Below are 8,435 nucleotides of genomic sequence, written 5' to 3' on the forward strand. Positions count from 1 at the left end.
GGCGTCTCCGCAGGAATACCGATGACTCGCTCCGCTCGCAAGGACCGGCAGGCTAGGGGAGGGCCCGGGCCCGGGGAGTTGCTGCCGGGTGTGCGGTGGTTTCCGTGCCCCGACGCGGGCCCGGGCCCGGGGAGATGCTGCGGGGTGTGCCGTGGTTTCGGTGCCCCGACGCGGGGCGGGGCCCGGGGAGTTGCTTCGGGGCGTGCGGTGGTTTCTGCGCCCCGACGCGGGGCCGGGCCCGGCGAGGCGAGGCCCGGGACGTGTGGGGGTGTGGCGGGTTGGCGGGGGTTCGGCCCCAACTGTCGGCAACCCGCCACACCCCCTTTGGCTCCTGCCCGAGGTGGGTGGTTGTCCCGGCCGGAGCGGTTGCTGTGAGGGAGCCTGCCCATGGTGGGCGACGCTGCGTCACGGTCGCTCGGGCTGTGGCGGGTTGACGGGCATCAACGGGCTGCTGTCGACAACCCGCCACGACGCCACGCCCCTTCTCCCCGATCCGGGCCTTGGACTCGGGCCGGGCAGGGCACCGGCCGGGCCCTTTGCCCGAACCGGGCCATTGGCTTCGGGTAGGGCATGCGGGGCTGGTACTCCGGCCTGCGGCTGGTACTCCGGCCTGCGGCCGGCGCCCCGGCACTCCGGGCCTGCGGCCGGTACCCCGGCGCCCCGGCACTGCGGCCGGCGCCCCGGCACTCCGGGCCTGCGGCCGGCGCCCCGGCACTCCGGCCGGGCCGCCGGTCTGACCGGGGCCGGCCTGTCTGACCGGGGCCGGCCTGACTGACCAGGGCCGGCCTGTCTGACCGGCGCGGACCACCCCGGCCGGTTCTGAGGCCGAAAGGTCGGCCCGTCGGAAGCCGGCAGCGGCGGCCCGCCCCGGACAGCCCCTCCCGTAGTCGCTTGTCCTTCGCGAGCGGAGCGAGCAGCACGGACGTCAACTCGCGCAACGTCGAATGCCGTTGCACTCTTCGTGGCGACCGTCTCCGCAGTCCCCCGCATGGGCGTCAGAGCCTCCTCAGCCGCTCCACCGCCTCCTCCAGCACCGCCTCCTGCTTGCAGAACGTGAAGCGCACCTGGCTCCGCCCCGCCTCCACGTTGTCGTAGAAGACGACGTTGGGAATCGCCACCACCCCGCACCGCTCCGGGAGGCGGCGGCAGAATTCCAAGCCGTCCTTCTCTCCCATGGTCCGGATGTCCGTCGTGATGAAGTATGTTCCCTCGGGCCGGAACACCTCGAAGCCCGCCGCCGCGAGCCCGGACGCCAGCAGATCGCGCTTGCGCTGCAGCTCGGCGCGGAACGTCGTGAAGTACGAGTCGTCCATCCGCAGTGCGTCCGCGACCGCGTACTGGAAGGGCCCGGCGCTGACGTAGGTCAGATACTGCTTGGCGGTCCGCACGGCCGCGACGAGTTCCGGGGTCGCGGTCACCCAGCCGACCTTCCAGCCGGTGAAGGAGAAGGTCTTCCCGGCGGAGGAGATGGAGACGGTCCGCTCCCGCATGCCGGGGAAGGACGCCAGCGGAAGATGGGCCGGGCTCACGGCCCCCGCTGCGCTGTCCTCGAACACCAGATGTTCATAGACCTCGTCCGTCGCCACCAACAGGTCGTGCTCGACGGCCAGTTGGGCGATGGCCGAGAGCTCGTCAGGGCGCAGCACCATGCCGGTGGGGTTGTGCGGACTGTTGAGCAGCAGCAGCCGGGTCCGCGGCGTGACGAGGGAGCGCAGCTCGTCCAGGTCCGGGCGGAAGTCCGGCTCGCGCAGCGTCAGCGGGACGCGGACCGCTCCTGCCATGGCGATGCACGCGGCGTAGGAGTCGTAGAAGGGCTCGAAGGCGATGACCTCGTCGCCCGGTTCCAGCAGGGCCAGCAGCGTCGCGGCGATGGCCTCGGTCGCGCCGGCGGTGACCAGGACTTCCGAGTCGGGGTCGAACTCCAGCCCGTACCAGCGTCGTTGGTGCTCCGTCACGGCCGTCCGCAGCTCGGGGACGCCCGGGCCCGGAGGGTACTGGTTGCCGCGCCCGGCGAGGATCGCGTCCGCGGCGGCCTGGGCGACCGCACGCGGACCGTCCGTGTCGGGGAAGCCCTGGCCCAGGTTGATCGAGCCGGTGGCGGCGGCCAGGGCGGACATCTCGGCGAAGATCGTCGTCCCCATGGTGGTCAGTCGGCGGTTCAGCAGCGGCCGCGCCCCCAGCGATGTCTCCGAGGCGCCGGTGGCACCAGCCGATCCCTCCGCCGCAGAACCCTGACCGCCCGCCGTCGTGCCCACGTGCCGCACCTTCCCGCCTCGCCCGCGCCTGACGCCTGTCCCGCATCCCGCCGCCCGGCTCGGTCCGGCGGCCGCAGGGCGAACCTAGCCGACCAGCCGTCCCCCTGGCGACGTCCGCGGCACGTGCCGTCGCACGCGCTGCCACGGACGCTGGGCAACCCCGGTGCTGTCGAAGCGATTCGACGCTGCAAGCCCCTTGTCCCCCAAGGAAGCCCATCGTTAACGTGAGTCGCCTTCGAAGCGCGTCGAGAACCCGTCGGCCGCAGCTCTCTCGCTTCCGGCCACCACCCACCCTCCCGAAGGGATCCGCGATGTCGATGCCTCCCGACCACCGCCCTGCTCCGCGCCTGTCCCGGCGCGCCCTGCTGTCCGGAGCCGTCGGCGCGGCCGCGCTGGCCGGGGCCGTCACGCTGTCCGGCCCGGCCGCCGCCGCGACGCCGACGGCGGAGCAGAGTGCAGGCGTCGCCAACTCCGCGTCGTCCGCGCGGGGTTACCGGTGGCGCAACGCCGAGATCGTCGGCGGCGGCTTCGTGCCGGGCATCGTCTTCAACCGCGCCGAGCGCGGGCTCGTCTACGCCCGTACCGACATCGGCGGTGCCTACCGGCTCGACCCGGCGACCGGCCGGTGGGTGCCGCTGCTGGACTGGGTCGGCTGGGACGAGTGGGGGCACACCGGCGTCATCAGCCTGGCCACGGACGAGCGGGATCCCGACCGGGTCTACGCGGCGGTCGGGACCTACACCAACCCGGACTGGGACCCGAGCCTGGGCGCCGTGCTCCGTTCCACGGACCGCGGCCGGACCTGGCGGACGACCCCGCTCCCGTTCCGCCTCGGCGGCAACATGCCCGGCCGGGGCATCGGTGAGCGGCTGGCCGTGGACCCCAACCGCAACAGCGTCCTCTACCTCGGCGCTCGCGGCGGCCACGGGCTCTGGCGCAGCGCCGACCACGGCGAGACCTGGGCGCAGGTGACGTCCTTCCCCAACGCGGGCACCTTCGTGCCGGACCCCTCCGACGCCAGCGGCTACAACAGCGACAACCTCGGTGTCCTGCAGCCCCTCTTCGACCGGCGCACGGGAGGTGCGGGCCGCCTCGGCCGGGGTGCCACCGCCACACAGACCCTCTACGTCACCGTCGCCGACCCGGACAACATCCTGTACCGCTCCCGCGACGCCGGGCAGACCTGGCAGCGGGTGCCCGGCCAGCCCACCGGGTACCTCCCGCACAAGGCCGTGCTCGACGACCGGAACGGCTTCCTGTACCTCGCCACCAGCAACACCGCCGGGCCGTACGACGGTTCGAAGGGTGATGTCTGGAAGCTGGACACCGCGACCGACACCTGGACGAGGATCAGCCCCGTCCCGTCCACGAGCGGTGACGACGCCTTCGGCTACAGTGGTCTGAGCATCGACCGGCAGAACCCGTCCACGCTGATGGTGGCGACCCAGATCTCCTGGTGGCCCGATATCGTCATCTACCGGTCCACGGACGGTGGTTCGAGCTGGACCCGGGCATGGGACTGGGGCGCCTACCCGCAGCGCAGCCTCCGCTACGACATGGACATCTCGGCCGCGCCCTGGCTGGACTTCAACCAGAGCCCCGCGCTGCCCGAACTGTCCCCGAAGCTGGGCTGGATGACGGAGGCGCTGGAGATCGACCCCTTCGACTCGGACCGCGTCCTCTACGGCACCGGGGCCACCGTCTACGGCTCGGACAACCTCACCGACTGGGACAAACCGGGCGGCACCGTCCATCTCTCGGTCCGCGCCCAGGGGTTGGAGGAGACGGCGGTGCTCTCGCTGATCAGTCCGCCCACCGGCGACGCTCATCTGCTCTCCGCCGTGGGCGACATCGGCGGCTTCCGGCACCTGGACTTCGGCGCCTCCGCCATGGCCTACGACACCCCCACCTTCGGCACCACCATCGCCATCGACTTCGCGGAACTGGCCCCCCTGACCGTCGTCAGGGTGGGCAGCCCGAGCGGCAGCTGGACCCAGCACTTCGCCATCTCCTCGGACGGCGGCGTCAGTTGGCGCCCCTCGGGCACCGAGCCCACGGGGCTCACCGGACCGGGCTCCGACGAGAACGCCATCGCCGTCTCCGCCGACGGCAGCCAGGTGCTGTGGGCCCCAGGGGGAGCCGCCGTCAGCCGGACCGCCGACGGCGGGCAGACCTGGACCGCCGTCGCCGGGCTCCCCGCCGGGGCCTCGCTGCGCGCCGACCGGGTCGACCCGAGCCTGTTCTACGCCTTCTCGGGCGGCGTCTTCTACCGCTCCACGGATGGCGGCCGCAGCTTCGCCGCCACGGGCGCCGCCGGACTTCCCGGCACCGGGAACGTGCGCTTCAAGGCGGTTCCGGGGCGGCGCGGGGACGTGTGGTTCGCGGGCGGAAAGGCGGGCGGCGTGTACGGGCTGTGGCGTTCCACCGACGCCGGGGACTCCTTCGTCCGGCTGCCCGGCGTGGACGAGGGCGACGTCGTCGGATTCGGCATGGCCGCCCCCGGCTCGTCCTACCCGGCCGTGTACACCAGTGCCCGGATCCGCGGCGTGCGCGGGCTGTTCCGCTCGGACGACGCGGGCCGCCACTGGGTGCGGATCAACGACGACCGGCACCAGTACGGCTGGACCGGCTCCACCCTCACCGGGGACCCACGGGTCCACGGCCGGGTGTACGTCGGCACCAACGGCCGCGGGATCATCGTCGGCGACCTGGCCTGACGCCGGGGCGGCGGCCACCGGAGGCCTGGCGGGCTTCGCACCTGCTCCTTAGACTCGGAGCCCTCCTCCGGTCCCGATCTTCCAGGACCGGGGGAGGGGAGCCCGCAGCAGCCGCAGCCCGACGATGACGTCCAGGAGCCGCCCGATGTCCGCCATCCCCAGCCACGCCCAAGGCCCCGCTGACACCCCGCTGCTCGAAGAGACCATCGGCGCCAACCTCGACCGGGCCGTCGCCGCCTTCCCCGACCGCGAGGCCCTGGTCGACCTGGCCACCGGCCGCCGCTGGAGCTACCGGGAGCTTGACCGGGACGTGAACCGGGTGGCCCTCGGGCTGCTCGCCCTCGGCGTCGGGCGCGGGGACCGGGTCGGCATCTGGGCGCCCAACTGCGCCGAGTGGTTCCTGGTCCAGTACGCCACCGCCCGCGTCGGCGCGATCCTGGTCACCGTCAACCCGGGCTACCGGACCCACGAACTCGCCTACGTGCTCCGGCAGTCGGGCATCAGGACGGTCGTCGCGGCCCGCTCCTTCAAGACCTCCGACTACGCCGCCATGCTCGCCGAGGCCGCGCCCGACTGCCCGTACCTGCGCGACATCCTGCTGATCGGCTCGCCGGAGTGGGACGCGCTCCTCGCCGCGGGCGAGGCCGCGGATCCCGGGCAACTGACGGAGATCGGCGCCCAGTTGAGCCCGACCGACCCGATCAACATCCAGTACACCTCGGGCACGACCGGCTTCCCGAAGGGCGCCACCCTCTCCCACCGGAACATCCTCAACAACGGCTACTTCGTCGGCGAGCTCTGCCACTACACCGAAGCCGACCGGATCTGCGTCCCGGTGCCCTTCTACCACTGCTTCGGCATGGTGATGGGCAACCTGGCCGCCACCTCCCACGGCGCCTGCGTCGTCATCCCGGCCCCCGCCTTCGACCCCGCGGCGACACTCGCCGCAGTCGCGGCCGAGCGCTGCACCTCGCTCTACGGCGTCCCCACCATGTTCATCGCCGAGCTGAACGACCCCGGCTTCGACGGCTACGACCTGTCCTCGCTGCGCACCGGCATCATGGCGGGATCGCCCTGTCCGATCGAGGTGATGAAGCAGGTCGTGGAGCGGATGGGCATGCGCGACGTCTCCATCTGCTACGGCATGACGGAGACCTCCCCGGTCTCCACGCAGACCCGCACCGACGACCCGCTGGAGCGCCGCGTCTCCACGGTGGGCCGGGTCGGCCCGCACCTGGAGGTCAAGGTCGTGGACCCGGTGACCGGCGCCACCGTCGAGCGGGGCGCGCCCGGCGAACTGTGCACCCGCGGCTACTCGGTGATGCTCGGCTACTGGGAGGAGCCCGCCAAGACGGCCGAGGCCGTGGACGCCGGCGGCTGGATGCACACCGGCGACCTGGCCGTCATGGACGAGGAGGGCTACCTCAACATCACCGGCAGGATCAAGGACATGGTCATCCGCGGCGGCGAGAACATCTACCCGCGCGAGATCGAGGAGTTCCTCTACACCCACCCGGACATCGTGGACGCCCAGGTGATCGGCGTCCCGGACGCCAAGTACGGCGAGGAGCTGATGGCCTGGATCCGGCTGCGTCCGGGTGCGGAGCCGCTCACCCCGGAGGCGCTGCGGGCCTTCTGCGCGGGGCGGATCGCCCACTACAAGATCCCGCGCTACGTCCACCTCGTCGACGAGTTCCCGATGACCGTCACCGGCAAGATCCGCAAGGTGGAGATGCGCGAGCAGGCCGTCGAGCTGCTGGGCCTCCACGACGCCGCGCAGACCCGCCACGCCTGAGCCCGGGCCGGCCTCGCGAGGACCGCCGAAAGCGAAAACCGTTGGCCCGGCTGCGGCAGGCCGGGCCATCATCGGACGGTTCGCCCTGCCCGGTTCGCCCGGACGACACGGAAGGCTCCGATGGCGCAGGCCCGCATGCACGCCGACGAGATCGACACCGACGAGGAGCTGGTTGGCCGCCTGGTCGCGGCGGAGTTCCCGCAGTGGGCGGGACTGCCGGTGACCCGGGTGCCCTCCGCCGGCACGGACAACGCCATGTACCGGCTCGGCGCCGAACTCGTCGTCCGCCTGCCGAGGCGGCCCGGTGCCACGGAGGCGGTGGTCAAGGAACAGCGCTGGCTCCCGCTGCTCGCCCCGCGACTCCCGCTCGCCGTACCGGAACCGCTGGGGACCGGAGCGCCGAGCGCGGAGTTCCCGCTGCCGTGGAGCATGCTGCGGTGGCTCGACGGCGCGGACGCCGTCGCCTCCCCGCCCGACGACCCGGACCTGACGGCCGCTCAACTCGCGGCCTTCGTCACGGCCTTGCGGGGGATCGACGCGACCGGCGGCCCGCACGGCTTCCGCTCCGTCCCGCTGATCCAGCGGGACGCGGGGGTGCGCGCCGACATCGCCGCACTCGACCGCCGCGGCATGGTCGACCCCGCCGTGGCCACCGCCGCCTGGGAGTCGTCCCTGGCCGCCGATCCCTGGACCGGCCCGCCGGTCTGGGTCCACTGCGACCTGCTGCCGGGCAACCTGCTGGTGGACCGCGGCCGGCTGGTCGCGGTCATCGACTTCGGCGGCCTCAACGCCGGGGACCCGGCGGCCGACCTGCTCCCCGCCTGGACCTCCTTCTCCGGCGCGGCGCGCGACACGTTCCGGGACCTTGCGGCGCCCGACGAGGCCACCTGGCTGCGCGGCCGCGGCTGGGCCCTGTGCTTCGGTTTCGGCGCCCTCGCGTACTACCACCGCACCAACCCGGTCCTCGCCGCCGTCGCCCGTACGGCGATCGCGGAGGCTCTCGCGGACTTCACCGCGACGGGCCGCTGAGCGCCGCTCCGCCGGGCCCCGGACCGCGGAGCACCGTGCTCTCGCGCGCCCCCGGCGCGCCTCCCGTGGGAGGGGAGGGGCCTGCGAGGCTGGTGGGCATGGCTTCCTCGACTCCCCATGACCGGAACGCCTTCCTGGCCGCGCTGCCGCGGGCGTTCGTCGCCGCCTCCGCGCTGGTGACGGACGGTCAGGGGCGGGTCCTGCTGCTCAAGTCCTACCGGCGCTGGTGGCAGTGGCCGGGCGGGGTCTGCGAGCCGCACGAAGGCCCGGCCGCGTGCGCGCGGCGCGAGCTTCTGGAGGAGACGGGGCTGGACCTGGAGCCGGGCGCGCTGCTGGTCGTCTCGTGGATCACCGCAGGGGGAACGTCGCTGCAGGACATGCCCGGGGTGCAACTCCACTTCGACTTCGGCTCGGTGCCGACCGGCACGCCGCTCAGGCTGCAGGAGGACGAGATCGACTCCGCCCTGTGGATCGACGCCGCGGAGGGGGACCGCTACGCGGGCCCCCTGCGCGCTCGCCGGGTCCGGGCCGCGCTCGCCGCCCGGCAGGACGGCCGGACGCGGGTCCTCGTCAGTTCCCGCGCGGAGCTGGAGGCAGAGGACGCGTAGCCGCCCGGCATGCACCGGGGCCCCGGCTGCG

5 protein-coding genes are annotated in these 8,435 nt (G+C 73.2%); 4 read left to right on the forward strand and 1 reads right to left on the reverse strand.

Annotated elements, in window-relative coordinates:
• Nucleotides 1-995: 995 nt before the first annotated feature.
• Nucleotides 996-2,180, reverse strand: a complete 1,185-nt coding sequence (locus ACFP3V_RS31070; RefSeq protein WP_380590959.1) for a pyridoxal phosphate-dependent aminotransferase — start codon at nucleotides 2,178-2,180, stop codon at nucleotides 996-998.
• Nucleotides 2,181-2,566: 386 nt separating this feature from the next.
• On the opposite strand from ACFP3V_RS31070, the gene ACFP3V_RS31075 reads away from it, so the two are divergent.
• The 4 genes from ACFP3V_RS31075 (at nucleotide 2,567) to ACFP3V_RS31090 (ending at nucleotide 8,404) form a co-directional block, all read left to right on the forward strand.
• The gene (locus tag ACFP3V_RS31075; RefSeq protein ID WP_380590947.1) at nucleotides 2,567-4,972 is read left to right on the forward strand and encodes a beta propeller repeat protein; all 2,406 of its coding nucleotides are present in this window, start codon (nucleotides 2,567-2,569) and stop codon (nucleotides 4,970-4,972) included.
• Nucleotides 4,973-5,117: 145 nt separating this feature from the next.
• A complete protein-coding gene (locus ACFP3V_RS31080; RefSeq protein ID WP_380590950.1) occupies nucleotides 5,118-6,767 on the forward strand; it encodes an AMP-binding protein in 1,650 nt (549 codons plus the stop codon).
• Nucleotides 6,768-6,887: 120 nt separating this feature from the next.
• Nucleotides 6,888-7,796: an aminoglycoside phosphotransferase family protein gene (locus ACFP3V_RS31085; protein WP_380590953.1), complete on the forward strand. Its 909-nt coding sequence runs from the start codon at nucleotides 6,888-6,890 to the stop codon at nucleotides 7,794-7,796.
• Between the two features lie 98 nt (nucleotides 7,797-7,894).
• The gene (locus ACFP3V_RS31090) at nucleotides 7,895-8,404 is read left to right on the forward strand and encodes an NUDIX domain-containing protein (protein WP_380590956.1); all 510 of its coding nucleotides are present in this window, start codon (nucleotides 7,895-7,897) and stop codon (nucleotides 8,402-8,404) included.
• The last annotated feature ends 31 nt before the right edge of the window (nucleotides 8,405-8,435 follow it).

The organism is Streptacidiphilus monticola (genome assembly GCF_042658505.1).
GTDB classification, from domain to species: Bacteria; Actinomycetota; Actinomycetes; order Streptomycetales; family Streptomycetaceae; genus Streptacidiphilus; species Streptacidiphilus monticola.

Bases quoted from the DNA above. Each gene is read 5' to 3' on its own strand.
- ACFP3V_RS31085 (WP_380590953.1), top strand. From the start codon at position 6,888: ATGGCGCAGGCCCGCATGCACGCCGACGAGATCGACACCGACGAGGAG.
- ACFP3V_RS31080 (WP_380590950.1), top strand. From the start codon at position 5,118: ATGTCCGCCATCCCCAGCCACGCCCAAGGCCCCGCTGACACCCCGCTG.
- ACFP3V_RS31090 (WP_380590956.1), top strand. From the start codon at position 7,895: ATGGCTTCCTCGACTCCCCATGACCGGAACGCCTTCCTGGCCGCGCTG.
- ACFP3V_RS31075 (WP_380590947.1), top strand. From the start codon at position 2,567: ATGTCGATGCCTCCCGACCACCGCCCTGCTCCGCGCCTGTCCCGGCGC.